Annotated in this window: 11 protein-coding genes and 5 pseudogenes; 13 read left to right on the top strand and 3 right to left on the bottom strand. The window is 71.2% G+C overall.

The features are described 5' to 3' along the window. Positions 1-539 precede the first annotated feature (539 nt). The gene (locus PV410_RS38955) at positions 540-938 is read right to left on the bottom strand and encodes a VOC family protein (protein WP_500331074.1); all 399 of its coding nucleotides are present in this window, start codon (positions 936-938) and stop codon (positions 540-542) included. A gap of 93 nt (positions 939-1,031) precedes the next feature. On the opposite strand from PV410_RS38955, the gene PV410_RS38950 reads away from it, so the two are divergent. After that, complete coding sequence (locus tag PV410_RS38950; protein ID WP_500331072.1) at positions 1,032-2,024, top strand: helix-turn-helix transcriptional regulator; 993 nt, start codon at positions 1,032-1,034, stop codon at positions 2,022-2,024. A gap of 84 nt (positions 2,025-2,108) precedes the next feature. On the opposite strand, the gene PV410_RS38945 is transcribed toward PV410_RS38950, so the two are convergent. Next, a complete protein-coding gene (locus PV410_RS38945) occupies positions 2,109-2,228 on the bottom strand; it encodes a substrate-binding domain-containing protein (protein WP_500331070.1) in 120 nt (39 codons plus the stop codon). A 62-nt stretch (positions 2,229-2,290) separates the two neighbouring features. Between PV410_RS38945 and PV410_RS38940 the strand changes: the two are divergent. Further along, positions 2,291-2,761: pseudogene (locus tag PV410_RS38940) on the top strand (transposase); the annotation flags it as partial. Positions 2,762-2,799: 38 nt separating this feature from the next. Here the strand turns inward: PV410_RS38940 and PV410_RS38935 are convergent. Next, complete coding sequence (locus PV410_RS38935) at positions 2,800-3,702, bottom strand: LysR family transcriptional regulator (protein WP_500331068.1); 903 nt, start codon at positions 3,700-3,702, stop codon at positions 2,800-2,802. Positions 3,703-3,824: 122 nt separating this feature from the next. Here PV410_RS38935 and PV410_RS38930 point away from each other — a divergent pair, with 122 nt between their 5' ends. The 11 genes and pseudogenes from PV410_RS38930 to PV410_RS38880 all read left to right on the top strand — a co-directional run bounded on the left by PV410_RS38930 (position 3,825) and on the right by PV410_RS38880 (position 19,383). Continuing rightward, a complete protein-coding gene (locus tag PV410_RS38930) occupies positions 3,825-4,706 on the top strand; it encodes an NmrA family NAD(P)-binding protein (RefSeq protein WP_500331067.1) in 882 nt (293 codons plus the stop codon). A gap of 264 nt (positions 4,707-4,970) precedes the next feature. Continuing rightward, positions 4,971-5,172: pseudogene (locus PV410_RS38925) on the top strand (IS481 family transposase); the annotation flags it as partial. Positions 5,173-5,945: 773 nt separating this feature from the next. Beyond that, the gene (locus tag PV410_RS38920) at positions 5,946-6,407 is read left to right on the top strand and encodes a hypothetical protein (RefSeq protein ID WP_500331066.1); all 462 of its coding nucleotides are present in this window, start codon (positions 5,946-5,948) and stop codon (positions 6,405-6,407) included. A gap of 105 nt (positions 6,408-6,512) precedes the next feature. Then, positions 6,513-6,810, top strand: a pseudogene (locus tag PV410_RS38915) (helix-turn-helix domain-containing protein); the annotation flags it as partial. A 47-nt stretch (positions 6,811-6,857) separates the two neighbouring features. Further along, positions 6,858-7,109, top strand: a complete 252-nt coding sequence (locus tag PV410_RS38910) for a hypothetical protein (RefSeq protein ID WP_500331064.1) — start codon at positions 6,858-6,860, stop codon at positions 7,107-7,109. A 115-nt stretch (positions 7,110-7,224) separates the two neighbouring features. After that, a pseudogene (locus PV410_RS38905) lies at positions 7,225-7,371 on the top strand (copper resistance protein CopC); the annotation flags it as partial. Between the two features lie 90 nt (positions 7,372-7,461). Next, positions 7,462-7,656, top strand: a pseudogene (locus PV410_RS38900) (ABC transporter ATP-binding protein); the annotation flags it as partial. 551 nt (positions 7,657-8,207) lie between these two features. After that, positions 8,208-11,534, top strand: coding sequence for an FtsX-like permease family protein (locus PV410_RS38895; protein WP_500331098.1), 3,327 nt, complete (start codon positions 8,208-8,210; stop codon positions 11,532-11,534). Position 11,535: 1 nt separating this feature from the next. Beyond that, positions 11,536-14,310, top strand: a complete 2,775-nt coding sequence (locus PV410_RS38890; protein ID WP_500331063.1) for a hypothetical protein — start codon at positions 11,536-11,538, stop codon at positions 14,308-14,310. Continuing rightward, on the top strand, positions 14,307-15,302 hold the full coding sequence (locus PV410_RS38885; protein ID WP_500331061.1) for an ABC transporter ATP-binding protein: 996 nt from the start codon (positions 14,307-14,309) through the stop codon (positions 15,300-15,302). Before PV410_RS38890 ends, PV410_RS38885 begins: the two co-directional genes overlap by 4 nt. 415 nt (positions 15,303-15,717) lie before the next feature. Continuing rightward, positions 15,718-19,383, top strand: coding sequence for a S8 family serine peptidase (locus PV410_RS38880; protein WP_500331060.1), 3,666 nt, complete (start codon positions 15,718-15,720; stop codon positions 19,381-19,383). Positions 19,384-19,874 lie beyond the last annotated feature (491 nt).

Here is a 19,874-nt window from a genome sequence, read left to right as displayed (position 1 = left end):
GACAACATGCGGGTGTACGTGCTGGACGTCGGTCTGACGCCGGTGCCGACAGGGGCTTGCGTACTGGCTAGGCGACCGTGATCATTACCTCGGGCGAGACGTGGGCCCAGGCTCGCTTTCCTCGCCTACTCCCCACTGCGAGGCATGGCCACCTCAAGTCCACGGCGCGCTCGCGTGCTCGAAGAGCTGGCGGCGCACTATGACGCCACCACCGCACAGATCGCCCTCGCTGGCTGCTCGCCCGGTCCCCGTCCCTCATTGCGGTCTCCGGGGCGACCCGGCCGGAAACCGTGCGGAATTCGGCGGCGGCCGCGACGATCACCATGAGGCCCGAACACCTTGAAGAACTGGACAAAAGCATGGACCGCTGAGATCGCCGCGAGCCCTGGTCAGCCCGGCTCCTGATGCCACGGTCCGCTGTGGTCCGGCTCAGCGAAGGCCTCGGGGTGGGTGTGCGATCGGACGTCCGGCGTCAATCCGCAGGCACGAGCGCAGTCATCCTTCGGGGCTCAGCGGCGCGTGAGCGGCTGTGCCTGGCATCAACGTGCGAACTTCTCGATGGCCGCTGGGGTGACGGGGGTGAAGAAGTTGACGAGGTTGCCGTCGGGGTCGCGGAACAGCAGTGACCGGTTGCCCCAGGGCATCGTGGTGGGCCCGCTGACGAAGTCGGTGACGAAGTCGGTCAGGTTCTGGTGAACGCGGTCCACGTCGTCGACGAGGAACTCGGTGATCACGCTGTGGTTGTCCGCCGGTCGGGCAGAGCCGGGGGCGAACATCGGGACGGTGCGGGTGCCGGCGATCGCGAGAGTGGCGCCCGCGGTCTCGAGCTCGGCGAAGTCCGCGGTGGCCCACGTCGCCCGCGCCCCTGTGGCTCGCTCGTAGAACTCGACGAGGCGGGCCACGTCGCTGGTGATGATGCGGATGGAGACGAAATCCACGGGATCTCCTTGGCTGTGCTGAAGGGCGTGCACTCGGCAGGCTAGGAGAAATAGTGGACAGAATCGGTCCTGTATAGACCATAGACTGTGACCATGTCTCGCCCTACCGGCCGCGTGCTGACACTCCTGGAGCTGCTGCAGTCGGGCGGCACCCGGACGGTGGCGGAACTGGCCGACCGGCTCGGCGTCGAAGGGCGCACTGTGCGGCGATACGTGGACCAGCTGATCGACCTGAACGTGCCCGTGGAATCGGTGCGCGGCCGCTACGGCGGGTACCGGCTCGCCCCCGGGTACCGCCTGCCTCCGCTCATGCTCAGCGACGACGAGGCGCTGGCCGTACTGCTCGGCCTGGTCGCCGGGCGCCGCGCAGGGCTGACCACGACGGAGCGCACGGCGAACGAGACGGCATCGGCGAAGATCCGGCGGGTGCTGCCCAGGCACGTCGCCCGTCGGCTCGACGCCCTCCTGGAGGCTCTCGCCTTCACGGATCAGCCGGGCGAGTTCGCGACTCCGGACGCTGCGGTGCTGCTCGCCATCGCCGACGCGGTGCGCCACCGCCGACCGCTGTCGATCCGCTACGCCGACCGCGACGGACGGCGCAGGGAACGCACGCTGCACGCGCACGGGATCGTCGCCCATTCGGGCCGGTGGTACGTCACGGGCGTGGATGCCCGGATCGGCGAGGACAGGACCTTCCGGCTCGACCGCATCGCAGACGTGCGCACCCTGCCCGGCTCTTTCGAAGCGCCCGTGGGTCCCGATCCGGCGCAGCGCGTGTTGGCAGGCTTCGCCACGGCCGAGTACCAGCATGAGGTGACCTTGCGGATCCACGGGACAGTTGATCAGATCCGTGCTCACCTTCCCGCCGGCATCGCGAGCCTGGAGGAGCACCCCGAGCCCGCGGCGGCCCAGGACACGGAGACCGAGCGCTGGCTGCGCGTCGAACTACGGGCGGAGCGGCTCGACTGGTTGCCTCGGGTGCTCGCAACCCTCGACCGGCCGTTCGTCATCGAGCGCCCCCATGAACTGCGCGACCTCGTCATCGCGTTCGCCGATCGCCTCGCTTCCCACGCCCGACGAGTCTGACGGAGGGCGAGGTACCCCCATCATGGGATGGCGCAGCCAGCACGTCGCGCTGGCCGGTGCAGATGACGGTGACGGGGGGATGGGTCAGTTGGGTGGGGAAGCGGTGGGGCCGAGGGTGGCGAAGGTGGTGTTGTCGTAGTCGGCGATGGAGATGTCGTCGGGGACTTCGAGTCCGGCTTCGCAGACGGCGTGGAGGACACCCATGGCACGACGTCCGCGCAGGCGAAGATGGCGGTGGGGCGCGGGGCCTCGGCCCCTATGGCGTCGCCGGCAGGCAAGGGCTGGGCCGCAAGCGGAGCGTCATCACGGACACCCCCGGTCTCCTGCTGGCGGTCCTGGTCACCGCAGCCAGCGTCCAGGACTCCACCGCAGGTCAGACTCTCCTCGACCGGGTGGCCGCGGCCCACCCCACCATCCGCAAGGTCTGGGTCGACGGCGGCTACCGCAAGCACTTCGTCGAGCATGCCGCCACCCTCGGAATCGACCTCGAAATCGTCCAACGTGCTCCCGGAGCCAGGGGATTCACTCCCATCCCGAAACGCTGGACGGTCGAGCGAACGTACGGCTGGCTCATGCTCCACCGCCGCCTGGCCCGCGACTACGAATCCCTCCCTGGCAGGTCCGAAGTCATGATCCACCTCGCCATGACCGACCTGATGGCCCGCCGCCTCACCGGCGAGAGCACCATCTCCTGGCGCGACCCGACATCACCACACCAAGCCCGCATCACGGGATAAAACAACGGGACAAAACGACCTCTTAGTGGCGGTGGACCTCAGGCGGTCGTGCTCTGCATCTGGGGCTCTGCTTGTGTGCGGTGGGTGGCTGCGATCGTGCATGCGACGCGTACGAGGGCGGCAACGGCCGGGGAGCGGGCGTCCTGGGGCCACGCGATGGCCAGTGTGCAGTTCGGTAGGTCGCTGACCGGCCGGTAGGCGACCCCAGGTCGCGGGTTGCGTTGGGCGACCGAGGCAGGTGCGAAGAACACGATGCTGCCCGTTTCGACGAGGTTGAAGATCTCCGACAAGTTGGAGGCCGGCCTTGTCGCCCCGGGCTGGCGCGGCTCGGCGCGGCCGGCCTCGGCTGGCGCACCGCTGGGGAGTTTCCGGCCGGCCAGGTCCGCCAGGCACAGCTGGGTCCTGGCGGCCAGCGGGTCGGTGGCGGCCATGGCGACCAGGACTGGCTCGGTGATCAGCGGCTCGCTGTCCAGCCCGCGGTCGTCCATGGGGCAGAGCACGAGTGCCACGTCGGCCAGGCCATCGCGCAGTGCCTTGGGCTGATCGCCGAACCCTCCGAGGATCAGTTCGGGGGGCAGGGCGGCGGGGTCGGTGCTATAGGCGTCCAGGATCTGTGGCAGCAGGCCACCGTCGATGTCGGCCTTGAGTGCGATGCGCAGCCGGGGCGAGGTGCTGCCTGCGTGCCGAGCACGGTGGGCGGCGGCGGTGATCGCCTCCAGGGCGGTTCTGGCGTCGCGCAGCAGAACCTCCCCGGCGACAGTGAGCTTCACATGCCGGGTGGTCCGCTCGAACAGCGTCACACCGAGCTGCTGTTCCAGGTCCCGGATCGTGCGGGACAGCGGGGGCTGCGCCATGCCCAGCCGGGCGGCGGCGCGCCCGAAGTGCAGTTCCTCCGCGACCGCGACGAAGTACCGGAGCTGCCGTACCTCCAGATCATTCATATCCCCAGGGTATCAATCGCGACCAGGTTGGTCCTTCACCTGCAGCGTTGCTCTGGGTTCACTCGAGAGCACCTGCCCGGCGCCCTTGGGTGCGCCGTCGACCACCACGCATGGAGGCATTCATGATCACCATTACTACGCCGACCGGTGACATCGGCCGGCAAGTCCTGGACCGCGTTGTGGACAGCGGTGAGCCGGTCCGGGTGATCGTCCGCGACCCCTCACGCCTCCCGGAGCACGTGCGCACGCAGGTTGAGGTGGTGGCGGGCTCCCACGCCGACGCGGACACGATCGCGAAGGCACTGGAAGGCGCTGAGCGGCTGTTCTGGCTCGTGCCCCCGGCCGGATTCCGTGACGCCGGCCCCGCCAGGCGCTACTACCTGGACTTCGCTCGGGCAGTAGCCCAGGAGGCCGCGAGCCGGGGCGTACGGATGGTGCACGTCACCTCCCTGGGCCACGGCTACCAGGACGAAGCCGGACTCCTGTCGGCCGCGCTCGACATGGACGAGCTGATCGCGAGCACCGGCGTGCAGTACCGGGCCCTGGCACTGCCGTTCTTCATGGAGAACCTGCTCCGTCAGGCCCAGACGATCACAGAGCAGGGGGTGTTCTCCATGGCGAACGCCGCGGACCAGCCGCTGTTGACCGTCGCCACCCGGGACGTGGCTGCCACGGCGGCAGCGCTCCTGCTGGACACCGCCTGGAGCGGACAGGCCCGCGTTCCACTGGTCAGCCCCGACAGCCTGACCCCCGCCGCCATGGCCGAGATCATCTCCGAGACCTTGGGCCGCACGGTGCGCTATCAGCAGGTCCCGCTCGCGGACTTCCAGGCCCGCATGGTGCAGCGCGGCGCGAGCCCGGCGCTGGCCCAGGACATGGCCGACATGGTCAACGCGCAGAACAACGGAATCTACGATGCCGAACCCTGCGACCCCGCCTCCGCCACCGCCACCGATTTCCGCCAGTGGTGCCAGGGCATCTTGCTGCCGTCCCTCCAGTCCTGATCAGCGCGCCGGTCGGTGCCCGGCACAGCCGCCCAATCGAGCACCGAAGGAGGCGGCCCCGCACTTCAGCATCGGGCGATGCCGCCCTTCGAAATGGTCAATAGAGATCGCGCGCCGCGAACGGGATGTTTGGCAGATCGTCCCGTTCGCGGCCTTGCTCTCTAGAATCCAAACCCCCAGAGGCGCAGGTGTCCCACCCCCATGCAGGGTCGAAGACCTCCGGTGTGGTGGAGCTGTCTAGGACTGCACCACACGGAGGTCTTCGTGTCCCACCGTATGGCCCGGCTGACCGTTCAGCAGGCGGCTGCTGGTCGCGCGTGTCTGCGTGGGACGCCCAGTCGCGCATGTGGCCGCCAAATGGGGCATCTCCCGCGCCACGGCGGGTGGTCACCAGCCGCAACAGGCTCCTAGGACTGGTGGCCCAGGAGGGGCCTATCCTCACCGTGCCGCGGGCCGGTTGCCGGCGTCAGCCGCGGTGCTACTCGTCGTTGCCCAGTCCCAGAACAGCGCACCGCTCCTCAGCGGAGCATGCACGCGGCGAGTGCGGGGCCTTGGGCTCGCAGTGATGCTGTCCGCCAAGGCAGCACGGCGCCTCACACTAGGTTTCACTTTGCCCGCAGGGCTCTTGGCATCAGTCCGATCCATATGCTGTCGCTCTCGCGGAGTACGTTGACCGGGTCGGTCCGGGGTTCCCAACCGATGGGTACGACGTAGTACCGGCCGCCTCGCTCGAGCAGCAGTCGCAGTCCCGTGTAGCGATAGCGCAGCCGGTACTCCGATCCCAGATCCTGCTCGTGTCCCGCTCACGCTCCCGCGACCATAGGCTCATCGTTGCAGACCTAGATCTGCTCCTGTGCCCTTAGGGACGAAGCCGTGATCGTCGGCAACGCCGCATCCGACGGTTGCTTCCCGCGCCACGGGGCCAACCGAGAAGGTGTCGGGGACGGTGTGCTCAGGCGGCCTTGAGCGCTGCGACTTCCTGCGCCCGACCGGCCAGATTTCGCACGGACGGCCGTGCGGTGCCGCCCGAGTTCGTTGCGCATCGTGGCGAAGTGGTCGTCGCCCCGGACCGACGGGTGGTTGGCCCGCGAATCCTTGCGGGCAGAGGTCGCCGTGGGCGGCCCATGTCTCGACTTGGCCAGTTGAGCGCAGATCAGCGGCGGGAGGGGTCGCCGACGAGCTGTGGGGTACGACATCGGACGGTCGCATCAGCCAAGCAACGCCGAGAGGGGAGGCGACATGGTCCCGGTTCTGGTTCTCGTCCCGGCCGTCGCGTTGGTGGTCTTTGCGTGCATCTTCGTTGTGGCACGCGAGAGTCGACGGCGTGCGCTTCGGGAACAGTCCTACCCTGATCACGTCCGGCGTCGTCTTCAGGCGCGCAAGGCGGGGGGCCATGTGGTCGATGCAGTCGGCCCGGGTGCGGAGCCAACACCGCGGCTGCGGCAGGCGGCGTCGGTCGGTGACGAGGATGACCGCACCGGCCAGCTCCTGGACGAGCTGTGTGCGATCGGCCGCGGTCAGGGGTTTCTGACCCTGCGGGGGAAAGACCGGCGGACCCGGGAGATCGGTGCCGAGTTGGACGAGATGGGCGGGAAGCAAGAGATGCTCGACGCGCACAGCGTGGTGCGGGCCCGACTTGGCCCGCTGTGCGCACGCGAACTGGAGGCCGCGTGGGATGGGGTCGGTTCGTGGCTCGGATAGCCGTCCACCGGGTTCAGAGGGCCGAGGCAGGGTGAAGGCCGTGGTCACCGCAACTCATAGTGCCACCCACACTTCGGTATTCAGTCGCATGTGATGATCTTGGTCGTGTCTGGGTTGATCACGGCGTCGGAGCCTTCTTGGATAGGCACGTTCAGCGGGCTGAGCCCGGGTGTCTTCGGCAAGTTGGTGGCGCAGCTGCGGCGGGATGGCATCGACGCCCCGGGTGCGGGCCGGCCGTGGCAGCTGGCGTTGGAAGACCGGGTGCTGCTGGTGGCTGCGCACGGGCGAACGAACCTCACCATGCGCCAACTCGCTCCGCTGTTCGGGGTGTCGAAGTCGGCGGCCGACCGCGATAGCGAAGACCTCGGCCCGAAGCTCGCCCTCCAGACCCCGCAAGCGGTTCGTGTAGGACGCCGCCCTCATGGTGGACGAAGCCAGCGTCAGCAGCAGTTGGGGGCGTGCCGGCAGCAGTACGACCAGTGGGCGGCCGGTCAGCTGGCGGAGATCCGCGGCCACAACGCCGGTATCACGCAGCTGGCCGGCGCCGTTCGCGACGGGGACCCCGAGGCGGCCGTGGAGTACTTCTCGGCCGCCTTGTATGCCTCGGCCGGCTGGCCGGAAGGTCTGCCGCGCCAGCTGACCGCCGCGTACGACGCGCCGGTGCGGCAGCCGCGCCTGACCAGGCTGGGGGAGTACCGATGACGGTCACCGCTCCATGCCTGCGCAGCTGGGCCTTCGTGCTCCTGGCTGCCATCGGCCTGCTGTTGGGCACCACCGCTCCGGCCGCGCGCACGCCGCGCTGACACACAGCACGCCCGTGCACGGAGCGGTGACCGCCCGGCCACCCACCCGGGTCGTCCTGGTCTTCTCCGAGAAGATCGCCCTGAACAGCGACGCCATCCGCGTCCTGGACCCCACCGGCAAGCGCGTCGACGACGCCCACCCCACCCCACAGGGCGGCACCGCCTACGCCGTCGGCCTGCCCACAACACTGGCCCACGGTACCTACACCGTCGCCTACAGCGGTCCGCACGGACCGCGGGGCCGGGGCACCCCGGCCCTGATCGTCGCCGACGAACCCACCGGCCAGCTCGACGCCGACACCGGCCGCACCGTCATGGAACTTCTGCGCGCCGACGTCCACAGCGAGGGCGTCACCGCCCTCGTTGCCACTCACGACCCCGAACTCCTCGCTCTCGCCGACCGCGTTATCGAACTAAACGACGGCACCCTCGTCGACTCCGTCTGAGGCGGGCGCATAGTCGGCTCCGCGCGCTCCGTCGTCAGATGTCCGGAGCGCCCGCGCCCAGTCGTCAACTCCGCCTTCCCCGATTCTACTTATAAAAGATTAGCTACTTACCTGCCACTTTGTGAGGTGGGCCGCTACGCGCATCATGGACGCGTGACGGGGTGATGGCCCCGATCGGGAGCCCGACGTCGCGGAGAAGACCCATTGCACAGCGCCCTACCCGACCCAACCCTGTGTCCGCGTCCCAGGGGGTCCCGCCGTAGGGGAGGCTGGACCGCTGTCGGTCGCCCCGGCCTCGACAGGACTGGTCGGGGATGGGAGCGGCGCACAACGGCCGGGCGAGCCACTGAGCCGGCCACCCCCTCCGGGATACCAGGCCTGCGCCGGGTGGCGTCGACAACCTCTGCCGCAGGCGGGTGCCCGGGCTTGTTTCGGATTCACATCCTGAGCGAACAGCGCCCCGGCGATTCGCGCATCTCGTGCCCGCGCACGGCGTCAGCTGTTCTTGCGCGGCACCACCTCTGCCGATCGGGGGCACGGTGACGGGCTTGGTGTTGCTGCGTCTGCGCGCCCATCGGCTGCTGCTGGGCGCGGCGCTGTTGTCCATTGTGCTGACGACCTGCGCGGTGGCGGCGCTCGCGACGTTCAGCGCCGCGATCGGCGACGCGGGCCTGCGTCGGGCACTGCAGGAACAGTCGGCGGGCCGGACGCTGATCGATGTGAAGTCCGGCGTCGGGAGCCAGGACCCGGCACGGATGGACGCCGCGGTGCGCCAGGCCGTGGCGGGCGCCTACGACGGACTGCCGGTGAGCGTCGCCTCCACGACGCGCTCCGGCCCGTACGGTCTCCCGCTGAGCCTGCGTCCTGCGGGCTCGCCCCGTACGGACGACCCTGACCTGACGCTGCTGGCCACCTTCGACCCGTCCCGGGTGACGCTCACCCGGGGGGACCTGCCCGGGCCGGCGCCCGCCGGAGAAGCGGTTCCGGTGGCGGTGCCGGAGACCGTCGCTACGGCTCTGCGGCTGCGGCCCGGAGACATGATCACGCTGGCCGACCGGCTGGGCGGGCCGTCGCTGCGCGTGCGCCTGACCGGCGCGTACCGAGCCACCGACGCCACCGCCCTGTACTGGCGGCTGGACCCGCTTGCCGGACGCGGCGTGCGGACGCTGGCGTTCACCACCTATGGGCCACTGCTGACCGACCCGCGGTCGTTCTCTTCCGGTGCCGTTCCCGCGGCCGAAATGCAGTGGCAGACCGGCGGGGACTTCTCGGCCATGACCGTCGGCCGCATGGACGACGTGCGGCTGGCCGCCGAGCAGACCCTGCGGAGCCTGGACCGCCTGTCACCCGACGGGACCGTCGTCGCCGAGAGCGACCTCCCCGACCTGCTCGAGGACCTGAACGGCACCCTGTTGGTCAACCGCTCAACCCTGCTGATCAGCGCCCTGCAGCTGGGACTGCTGGCCGCCCTCGCGCTGTTCCTGGTCGCCGGGCTGCTGGCCGCCGAACGCTCCGGGGAGCTGGCGTGGCTGCGCGCCCGCGGCGGCTCCCGCGCCCGCGTCACCGGGCTCGCCGCGACCGAGGCCCTACTGCTGGCCCTGCCCGCAGTCGTGCTTGCGCCGCTGCTGGCTGAGCCGTTGGCGCACCTGCTGGCCGCACACGGGGCTCTCGCCCGCGCCGGGGTGTCGCTGGAGGCCTCCGCTTCGACTGCCTGGCGGGTGGCCACGGTCGCCGGGCTGGCCTGCGCCTTCATCGTGCTGGCCCCGTCGCTGCGACGCCCGGGGACGTACGCGGGGGAGCAGGCGGCGGCCACCGGCCGGCATTCCCTCCCCGCCGCCGCGAGGGCAGGCGCGGACATCGGCCTGGTGGTCGTGGCGGGCCTGGCGTTCTGGCAGCTCTCCCTCCGCGGCGGCGGATCGGGCGTGCTCACGGCCGACAGTGGTGGAGCCCTCGGGCTCGATCCGGTCCTCGTGGTCGCACCGGCGCTGTGTCTGCTGGCGGGCGCAGTGCTCACCCTGCGTCTGCTGCCGCTGGTCGCCCGGCTGGGGGAGCGGCGCGCGGCACGAGGCCGGGGGCTGGCGGCGGCGCTGACGGGCTGGCAGCTCTCCCGGCGGCCCGGACGCGGGACCACGCCCGCACTGCTGCTGGTCTTCGCCATGTCGATCAGCATCTTCGCCGTCGGGGAGAGCGCGAGCTGGACGCGCTCTCAAAGTGACCAGGCAGACTTCGCCGTGGGCTCGGATCTCCGTGTGACCGGAACATCCACCACGCCCTTCGGGCAGGGCGGCGTGTACGACGAGGTACCCGGCATCACCGCGGTGATGCCGGTCAACCGCAGCGAGGCGCCGCTGCCCAGGGACCGCGAGGCAACCGTGCTGGTGATGGACAGCACGGCCGCAGCGGAGGTGATGAAGCTGCGCGACGACCTCGCCGACCGGCCGGTCGCGGACCTGGTGCGGCCGCTGCGGCCCGACGGGGCCTCCGGACCCGACGCCGGGTTCGTGCTGCCGCAGGGCGCGGCGCGGCTGCGGTTCGTCGTGAGCCTTGAGGCCGTGGGAGCCGACGGCCGGTCGGTCGCCGGCACCGTCACCGACCGCATATCGGCGACCTTCGTCGACCGTTACGGCGCGCCGTACACCTTCGCTCTGGGACAGGTTCCCGCGGACGGCCGGCGACATGTGCTCGAGGCGGACTTCGCGGCCGAGGCGGGCCGGGCAGCTGGTGCCCGACCGGCCGGTCCTTTGCGGCTCAGTGGTCTCAAGGCCGATTACCTGGTGCCTCGCCGGGCCGAGCACCACCGTCTCTCGCTCACCACGCTGACCGCGGTGACCGCAGGCGGAGTGCCGGAGGCCGTGTCCGTGCCGAACGGCACGGCCTGGAGTGCCCGCACCCGGATCGAAGCCCCGGATTTCGAGGAGGACCCTGCGCACGGCTACCGCAACTCGCGGGTGGAAACGCCACGCTCCGACAGCGGTACTCCCTTGACCGTGCGTTACGACACAGGGGCGGAGCCCTTCCAGGACTACGTCCAGGGCGGCTCGCACGGTGCCATGGTGAGCGTGCGAGCCGGTACTCCGTTCAGGAGCGAGGTGCCCGCCCTGGTCACCGACGCGTTCCTGCGTGCGGTCGATGCCCGAGTGGGCGACAAAGTGAACGTCGACGTGCGGGGTGTGAAACTGACCGTCCGCGTCGCGGGAACGCTGCGTGCCTTGCCCACCACCCGCGCCGTGGCGCCCGACAGCGACGGCGGTGCGGTCCTGCTGGACCTGCAGACGGTCAACCGCGCGCTGGCGGGGCTGGACCGGGGCGGGTTGCAGCCCGGTGAGTGGTGGATCGCCACCGATCCGCATGCCGGTCCGCAGGTGGCGTCCGTCCTGCGGGCCCGTGGTGACATCACCTCCGTCCTGGTACGTGCCGAGCAGCGGGACGAGTTGCGGAGCGATCCGCTCGGCGCCGGTCCCCTGTCGGCTCTGCCCGCCGCAGTGGTGGCGGCGTCGCTGCTGGCCGCGCTCGGGTTCGCGGCCACGGCAGTCGGCGCGATGCGGGGGCGGGCGCAGGAAGTGGCGATCCTGGCCGCTTTGGGTGCCCCGCGGCGTTCGCTGTCCCGGGTGGTCGCCGCCGAGCAAGGTCTGTTGGTGCTGGTCGCGGTGGCGGTGGGGGCGGTGCTGGGTGGCTTGCTGACCCGGCTGGTCGTGCCGCTGATCGTGCTGACCACCGGTGCGGACAGTCCAGTGCCCGCGGTGCGGGTGGAGCTGCCGCCCGGTTCGTTCGTCGGACTGCTGGTCATCGTGGCCGTGGTGCCGCTGCTGGTCGTCGCGTTGACAGCGCTGCGGTCGGTGGACCCCGTTAAGGCGCTGCGCCGTCAAGGAGGTGAGTGACATGACCCAGTCGCGGACTTCTCGCGGTCACGGCGATGTGTCCTGGATCCGTGCCCGGTTCCGGGCCGCCCCCGGTGCGACGGTCGCTCTGGCCGTGCTGGTGCTGGTGACGGCGTTCCTGGCAGCCGCGCTGCCCCGAGTCGTGGACGGGTACGAGAACGACACGCTGCGCGACATGCTGCGACGGGCACCGGTGGTCGGCCGCAGCGTCAGCATGTCGCTGGACGTGTCGCGGATGGCCTATCCGTACAACGCCGAGGCGCTGTTGACCCCGGACGCGCTGGCCGCGGCCGAGGAAGCGTTCCAGCAGGTCGTCCGGCCACCGCTGGCGCTGGACAAGGGCCAGACCATCTACGGTGTGCGCAGCGCGCGCGCCAACCCGGTCACCGACCCCGGGCTGCCCCGCATCACCAAGAGCCTCGCCCCGGAGATCACGCTGGTCGCCCAGCAGGACCTCGCCGCCCGCATCCGGGTCGTGAGCGGGCGGCTGCCCCGCCCCGGCGGCAACGACAACGGCGTCATCGAGGCAGCCGTCACAGACCGCACCGCCAAGGTCATGAATCTGGCCGCGGGCAGGCTCCTGCACATACCCGGCCCGAGCGGGGAGGCCACGGTACGCATCACCGGAATCCTCACACCGCGGTCGCCCTCGGCAACCTACTGGAGATCCCAGCCGGACCTGCGCGCGCCGAGCGTGATCGCGCTCCCCAGTCAGCCCGATCCGACGTTCCACTGGCATTTCACCGCGCTCATCGACCCGAATGCCGCGGCTGCGCTGCTCGGTCTCCGTGACGGCGCGCAGGCGTACTGGCATCATCCGGCCGACATCGACACCCTCACCGCGCGCGACGCTCCTGCCGTCCGCGACCGGATCGCCGCGCTCAACGCCGGCCCGGACGCCACCCGACTGCAACTGCTCGCCCGGCAGCACGGCCTGACCGTCGAGGAGGACGGGCTCGCCGACGTGCTGACGCCCTTCCTCCGCGAGCGTGCCGCGGCCCAGCCGCTGATCATGGTCGCTGCGGTGGGCATCGGCACGGTCGCCGCCGTCGTGCTCATGATCGCCGCCGGACTCCAGGTGGCCCGGCGCCGGGCGGAGCTGACGCTGCTGCGCGCCCGGGGCATCGCCCTGCCGGGCCTGGCCGCCCGACTGTTCGGCGAGAGCACGGTGGTAGCGGCGCCGTCGGCGGCCCTCGGCCTGGGACTCGCGCTGGCGCTGTTCCCGGTCGAGCGCTTCACGCCGTCCGTGGTCTTTGCCGCGACTGTCGCCGTCGTGGGGTCTCTCGCCCTTCCCCTGCGCGCTCTGGTCGTGGCCGGCAGGCCCCGTCCGGAGCAGCGGGAGGACCTGGTGGCGGTGCGTCCCTCGCGGCGCCGGACCGTGGGCGAAGTGACGATCGCCGTCATCGTGGCCGGCGCGGTGATCGCGCTGCGCCGCAGGGGGACCGCCGACGGCGGGGCGGATGTGCTCATGGCCGCGGCCCCGGTACTGGTGGCAGTGGTGGCCGCGCTGGTGCTGCTGCGCGTGTATCCGCTGCCCGTACGACTCCTGGGCCGACCCGCCGCACGCCTCGAGGGCGCCGTGCTGCTGATCGGTGTGGCACGCGCCGGCCGTACTCCCGCGACCGCGGCGCTGCCACTGCTGGCGGTGATCACCGCTCTGACCGTGACCTCCTTCGGGGGCGCTGTCCTCGCCGGCGTCAAGGAGGGGCGCGACCACGCCGCGGTCACAGCGGTAGGCGCCGACGCCCGGCTGGAATCTTCGGCCGCCCTCCCGAAGGGGCTGGAGGCTCGCATCCGCCGGGTCCCCGGAGTACGCGACACCCTGGACGTGCGGATCGAGAGGGGACTGTCGGCCACGTCGAGCGGCCTGCCGTACGCCCTGATCGTCGCCGACCCGCAGCGGTACGCCCACCTCGCCGCGGAAACCGGCCTCGGCGCCACCCTTCCGGCCGGGGCGCTGGCCGCCGACGACGGGCGTGAACCGCTGCCCGCGGTCGTCTCCCCCCGTCTCGCTCGCGCATTCGGCGGGTCGACGGGCGAGGTGCCGGCGTCCGCCGGCCTGACCCGGGTGCGGTTCGTCGCGACGAGGGAAGTCTCGCCGGCCGCGACGAGCGGGGACTTCGTGATCGTCTCGGCGGCAGCCATGCGCCGGGCCCACCCCGACGCGCAGCCCCAACTGCTGGAGCCCAACGCGCTCTTCGTGTCCGGTGCGGACCTCGACGGCACGGCGCTGCGCACCGTGGCGCGCGAGGCGGCGCTGCCCGGTATGCAGGTCTCCTTGCGTTCGCAGGAGCGGGCCGCGTACGGGCGGACGACGGCGTTGCAGTCCGGCGCACGGAGTGTGTATCTGGCGGCGGTTGCGGCCGGTGCCGGGTTCAGTGCGCTGGCGTTGATGTTGTCGTTGCTGCACAACGCGCCGCAGCGGCGGGCACTGCTGGCCCGACTGCGCACCATGGGCATGACCAGCCGTCAGCGGCAGGGTCTGGCGGTCCTGGAGATGCTGCCGCAGGTTCTGCTCGCAGCGGTCGGCGGCGTCCTGGTCAGCGCCGTGACCGTGCCGCTGCTACGGCCGGGCGTCGACCTGACGGCGCTGGCATTCAGCACCACCACACCCGCCACCGACGTCTCGGCAGCGGTACTGCGCACCGACCTCGCCTCCCTGCTCCTGCCGTCAGCCGCGCTCATCGCGCTGGCCTGCGCGGTCCTGGCAGTACAGGCCTGGGCCACCGGACGACGCGGCGAAGGAACGGAACTGCGGATCGGGGACCGAGCGTGACCGACGACACCATTGAGTCCACCACCGGCACCCCCGTTCCCGCGGAAGGTGGGGTGACCCTGGCCGAGCTCGAACGACGCGCCACCCAGCGCCGCGAACGCCCCGCCTACGGCCAGGAAGCTCTCATCGCCTGCGACCGCCTGGTTCGCATCTTCACCGCCCAGGGCGACGAGGTTCAAGCCCTGCAAGGCCTGGACCTGCTCGTCGCGCGCGGCGAGCTCATGGCCCTGGTAGGTGCGTCTGGCTCCGGCAAGTCAACTTTGTTGAACATCCTGGCCGGACTGGACACCCCCACCGCCGGCGCCGCCTCCGTCGCCGGCTTCGACCTCCTCGACCTGGATGGCGGCAGCCGCCTGCGTTACCAGCGCGAAGTCGTCGGCTTCGTGTGGCAGCAGACCTCCCGCAACCTCTTGCCCTACCTCACCGCCCTGCAGAACGTCGTGCTGCCCATGCGCCTGGCCGGCGGCGTCAAGGGCCGCAGACAACGTGCGGCCCGCGCCGCCGAACTGCTCGATCTGGTCGGTATCGCCCACTGCGCCGACCGCCGGCCCCAGCAGATGTCCGGTGGGGAACAACAACGCACGGCCATCGCCGTCGCCCTGGCCAACCACCCCGCCCTGGTCCTGGCCGACGAACCCACCGGCCAACTCGACTCCGCCAACGCCGAACAGGTCTTCGCCGCCTTCCGCACCGCCAACCAGGAACTCGGCACCACCGTCGTCATCGTCACCCACGACCAGGCCGTCGCCCAGGCCGTCGACCGCACCGTCGCCGTCCGCGACGGTCGCACCGCCTCCGAGGTCCTGCGCCACACCACCGTCGACGACCAGGGCAACACCGTCACCCACGCCCGCGAGTACGCCACCGTCGACCGGGCCGGCCGTCTCCAGCTCCCACGGGACTTCACCACCGCCCTCGACATCAGCCACCGAGTCCTGCTCGACCTCGAGCCCGACCACATCGAAGTCCGGCCCGACCGGCACGACAACTGACAACACAACCGGCAAGCGGGTCGGTTGCCACGTCGGCCGGCATCGGCACATCACCCTCGCAGTGCTGGCCCACGTCTGCCTGCCGTCGCCGCCGGCCACAAGCGACACATGGTCCCGACAACAGGCGGAGCACGACGTGCCCCGACTGAACATCAGCATCCACACCGAACGCCGCCGTCCTCAACCGGCGACGTCGCTGTATCCGCATTCCCCTCGACCAGCACATCCGCTCGAGGGACCACCGACGAAAGGTGTTTCTCTGATGGCTTGGACCCGCCTAACGGCGGCAATATCGGCGGGATTGATGGTGGCCACCGGAGGTGTGCAGGCCGCCGCCGCGTCAGGGACGGATGCCTCCGGGACCGCTGCCCGCCCCGCCGCCGTGCCGAAGCCCCACTCCGCGACCGTGCGTCTGGTGACCGGTGACCGGGTGACCGTGACGACGCTGCCCGGAGGACGGCGCACTGCTTCCGTACAGCCCGCCCCCGGGCGCGAGCACATGCCGTTCAAGACACTGGAGGGGGACGACAAGGCGGCGCTGACGGTCATGCCGTTCGACGCCGAGACACTGGTCGCCGCCGGCACCCTGGACCGCCGGCTGTTCGATGTGACGGCCCTGATCGCCGACGGCTACGACGTCACCCACACCTCCGCACTGCCGCTGATCGTCTCCTCCCTGCCGGAGCCGTCCCGCGCCGGGGCGAGGGCCACCGCGCAGGCGTCGAAGGCCGCGGCGGCCACCGCCGACCGCCTGGTGTCGCTCAACTCGGACAAGGCGCCCTCCCGCAGCCTGGAGAGCATCGGCGCCCGATCGGTACGGATCGCCGACCGCGACCTGGGCACGTTCTGGAATACGCTGAACTCCGGCGGGACCTCGGACGCCGCCCGTGCCGCGGTCACCCCGCGGATCGCGCTGGACGGCAAGGTCAAGGCGGTACTGGACCGCAGCACCGCGCAGATCAACGCGCCCGCGGCCTGGAAGGCCGGCTACGAGGGCCAGGGCGTCAAGGTCGCCGTACTGGACACCGGCGTCGACTCCGAGCACCCCGACCTCGCCGACCGCATCGCGGGGGCGAAGGACTTCTCCGGGAGCGCCAACACCGAGGACCACTTCGGTCACGGGACCCACGTCGCCTCCACCGTCGCCGGTACCGGTGCCGCGTCCTCCGGCACCCGCCGCGGCGTGGCGCCCAAGGCCGACCTGCTGATCGGCAAGGTCCTCGACGACAACGGCTACGGCTCCGAGTCGGGCGTCATCGCCGGCATGGAGTGGGCGGCCGGCGAGGACGTCAAGGTCGTCAACATGAGCCTCGGTGCGGACATGGAAACCGACGGCACCGACCCGATGAGCCTGGCGCTCAACGCGCTGACCGCGTCCACCGACACGCTCTTCGTCGTCGCCGCCGGCAACGCGGGCCCGTCCCCGTCCAGCGTCGGCTCGCCCGGCGCCGCCGATGCCGCGCTGACCGTCGGCGCCGTCGACCGCGACGACTCCCTCGCCTCCTTTTCCAGCCGCGGCCCCCGCGACGGCGACGGCGCGGCCAAGCCCGACGTGACCGCCCCGGGAGTCGGCATCGTCGCCGCCCGCGCGGCCGGCACCACCCTGGGCACGCCGGTCGACGCTTACTACGTGGCACTGGACGGCACCTCGATGGCCACGCCGCATGTGGCCGGTGCCGCAGCGCTGCTGGCCCAGCAGCACCCGGGCTGGTCCGCACAACAGCTCAAGGACGCTCTGATCAGCACCTCGCATACAGTGCCCGGCACCGGTGTGACCGAGCAGGGCGGCGGCCGGATCGACCTCGCCGCGGCGACCGGCCCGGTCACCGCCACCGGCACCGTCACCCTGCCGTCGCTGCAGGCCGACGACACAGGGCGATCGCGGCAGGCGGCCACCGTCCGCTACTCCAACACCGGTGACCGCCCGATCTCGTTGACGCTGGGCGTCAGCCTGGCCACGACCTCCGGACGTGCGCTCCCCGACGGCGTGGTCGCCGTCGGCTCCGGCACCGTGCAGGTGGCCCCCGGCGCCACGGCCGAGGTCCCGCTGCGCACCGACGCGGCGCGCGCCGTCCGCGGCAAGTACTACGGATACCTCACGGCGCGGGCCGCCGACGGCACCGTGGTCGGCCACACCACCGTCTCCCTGGTGGTGCACGCCCCGCGGCACCTGCTGACCGTGGTCTATCGCGACCGGACCGGCCGTATCGTGCCCGGCGCGGCCCCGACCATCTGGGGTGCCGACGGGGTCGTGGACTACACCGACCGCGAGACCGGCGTCGCCCTTGTCGAGGAGGGCACCTACCAGCTCAGCTACGACTTCTACGACGCCGCAGAGAACGGTGTCGCCGAGTACGGCGACGTCGTCGTCCCGGAGGTGAAGGTCGGCAAGGACACGACGGTGACGCTGAGCGCCGTCAAGGCCACCGAGGTCAGCTTCCGCACACCGCGCCCGGCCAAGCGGTACGGCATCATCAGCCCCACGTACTACCGAGAGATCGACGGCCACAGCCGGACGGCGGGCCTCATCGTCTGGCCCGGCGACCGGTACCTCACCTCGCCCACCGCCCCGGTCACCGACGGCGCCTTCGAGTTCACCCTGCGGGCGCAACTGGCCGCCCCGCAGGTGGAAGCGGAGGTTTCCGGCCGGCCGCTGGGGCTCACCCCCGTCTACGAGCCGTACTCCCCGCCCCTCGGTGACCAGGGCGCGCGGCTGACCGCCGTGTACGCCGGCACGGCGCAGGCCCCCGCCTTCCGCGGCGTGCGCGGCAAGCTGGCCGTCGTGCAGGACGACAACTCCGGCGGCTATGACACGTACCTCCTGGCGCGAGCTGCGGCGGACGCGGGAGCCAAGGCGTTGCTGGTGGTGTGGGCCGAGAGCCTGAACCCTACGGCGGACTGGCGGCCCATCGGCGACCGGCTGGCCCTGCCGTACGTGCGGGCCTCCTGGACGGAGGGGACGGCGCTGCTGAAGCGCATGGCGAAGGACACCACGACGGTGACGCTGTCCGGCACGGTGGTCAGCCCTTACATGTACGACCTCGTGATCGCCAAGAGCGCCGTCCCCGAGCACCCGGTGTTCGAGGTGTCGGAGCATGACAGTGCGCGGGTCCGCGCCACGTACACCCGTACCGGGGCCTCGGCCTGGGCGACCGAGCAGCGCTTTGGATGGCGTCCGTACCAGGACACCGCCTGGAACCAGTGGAGCCGCTTCGTCCCGGTGGGCCGGGACCGCGTGGAGTACGTGACGGCCGGGGACACCCAGTGGCAGCACGCCGTGGCGTACGGCCCCGTCGACGACCTGGGCTCCCCACTGCAGGGCGGCATGCGCGACGACGCGCACACTTACCGGCCCGGTCAGCAGGCCACCGAGCGCTGGTACGGCGCGGTGGTCCGCCCCTCGATCCCGCGCGGCGGGCACCTGCCGTCGGTGCGCACCGGCAACACCCTCGCGGTGTACGTGCCGGAGTTCAACGACTCCTCCGACACCGTCCACTGGTCCTTCGCGCAGACCGGGGGCTTCGACACCATCGGCGACACGGCCGTCGCGGAGCTGTACCGGAACGGGCAGCGGATCGCCTCCTCCGAACGCGGCGCGTGGGGCAACTTCGAGGTGCCCGCGGGTGACGCCGCGTACCGGCTGGACCTGGCCACCACCCGTACGGCGGACAACTGGCGCTTCGGCACCGGCACCCGCACGTCGTGGTCGTTCCGCTCGGCGGCGGCCGACGCCGACGCCCTGCTGCCACTGCTCCAGGTCGACTACGACGTCCGGGCCGACGCCTTCAACGCGCTGGGGCCCCAGCGCAGGCACACCATCGAGCTGACCGTCCGGATGCAGGACGGCATGGCAGCACCGCGCGGGGTGTCACTGAAGGCCGAGGCCTCCTATGACGACGGGCGGACCTGGACCAAGGCCGTCACCACCCGCAAGGGCAGTGTGTTCAGCGCCACGGTCGAGCGGCCCCTTCGGGTGCGCGGCGACGCCTATGTCACCCTGCGCGTGACCGCGACCGACGCGGCGGGCAACAGCGTCCGCCAGACGGTGGACCGCGCGTATCTGCACCACGGCACCGCATGATCGCCGAGGCCGGCGGCACGTGCCAATCCGGCTGATCGCGGCGGGTGCCAGGGTTCGCTCCCTGGCACCCGCCGCGCTTGTGCGGGGCAGTGGCGGGCATGCGCGGCGGCACGACAGACGGCCGGAGCCTGGACGCGGGCTCACTCAGCGAGGTCTTCGACGGTTCGCCGTGGAGTCACCGCGCCGTATGCAGATGGCGCCGGCACCCCGGAGAGCCGTTACCGGACGGACGTAGGTCGCCAGCCGGCGTCATGAGAGGCGACTCGCGGCGTACCTGGCGCGAAGCGGCGCGTCCAGGCCGCGCACCATCAACACTTCTGGTGTTCCCGTTCCCGCCGAGACGCGGCCGGGTTCCCGGACGGTCAACCCGCATACGTCTGAGCTTGGGCATTCCGCTCAAGTCGAGTGTCGGATTACGCGCATTGGCGTAGCACTCCAGCTGTGGATCGTGGTCTTGCTGGGCCGGTGCGGATAAGGGTGCGGCCACAGTT

This window comes from Streptomyces sp. PA03-5A (assembly GCF_033792725.1).
Taxonomy (GTDB): Bacteria; Actinomycetota; Actinomycetes; order Streptomycetales; family Streptomycetaceae; genus Actinacidiphila.
The sequence above is the reverse complement of the archived record's forward strand: the minus strand, read 5'-3'. Positions and strand labels throughout refer to the sequence as shown.

Excerpts from the sequence above, each read along its gene's own strand:
- PV410_RS38950 (WP_500331072.1), top strand. The coding sequence starts at position 1,032 with ATGTCTCGCCCTACCGGCCGCGTGCTGACACTCCTGGAGCTGCTGCAG.
- PV410_RS38945 (WP_500331070.1), bottom strand. The coding sequence starts at position 2,228 with ATGGGTGTCCTCCACGCCGTCTGCGAAGCCGGACTCGAAGTCCCCGAC.
- PV410_RS38935 (WP_500331068.1), bottom strand. The coding sequence starts at position 3,702 with ATGAATGATCTGGAGGTACGGCAGCTCCGGTACTTCGTCGCGGTCGCG.
- PV410_RS38930 (WP_500331067.1), top strand. The coding sequence starts at position 3,825 with ATGATCACCATTACTACGCCGACCGGTGACATCGGCCGGCAAGTCCTG.
- PV410_RS38920 (WP_500331066.1), top strand. The coding sequence starts at position 5,946 with ATGGTCCCGGTTCTGGTTCTCGTCCCGGCCGTCGCGTTGGTGGTCTTT.
- PV410_RS38890 (WP_500331063.1), top strand. The coding sequence starts at position 11,536 with ATGACCCAGTCGCGGACTTCTCGCGGTCACGGCGATGTGTCCTGGATC.